Raw genomic sequence first — 373 nt, 5'->3', positions numbered from 1 at the left:
GAAAGCAATAAATCGACCGGGTGATCGTGCCAGGTCTGGCTGGCAATCAAGGCGATAGCGTTCATCAGGGTGGCGATCAGCGCTCCCTGCCAGCCGTAGTGCCAGGCGAGGGCGATAATCGGCAGCGCCAGACAAAACGGGGTAAAGCGGGAGAGCTCGGCGGGCAGGCCAAGCTGCAGCCACAGGCTAATGGTGAATAACAGCAGATACCAGATCAGATGCCGCCCGCGCCAGTTAACCGGCTGCGCCACCAGCGCCGGCCCCAGCGGCCGCCAGACGGTGCTGGTAAGATAGTGCCAGAAAACCAGGCAGGTCGGCGCCAGCGTCAGGCCGCCGGTCAGCGTCAACAGCAGGGCGTTAAGCCCCTCGTCCC

General features: G+C 63.8%; 1 protein-coding gene. It reads right to left on the bottom strand.

Annotation, left to right across the window (positions count from 1 at the left end; all coding sequences use genetic code 11):
* Positions 1-373, bottom strand: a 373-nt coding sequence (locus tag ACSIPU_RS30665) for an MASE1 domain-containing protein (RefSeq protein WP_435322489.1), incomplete at both ends; no start/stop codon positions are given.

The organism is Klebsiella sp. HN106 (assembly GCF_051209435.1).
Lineage (GTDB): Bacteria > Pseudomonadota > Gammaproteobacteria > Enterobacterales > Enterobacteriaceae > Klebsiella > Klebsiella oxytoca.
Note: the sequence above shows the minus strand (reverse complement) of the source record. Positions and strands in the feature narration are given on the sequence as shown.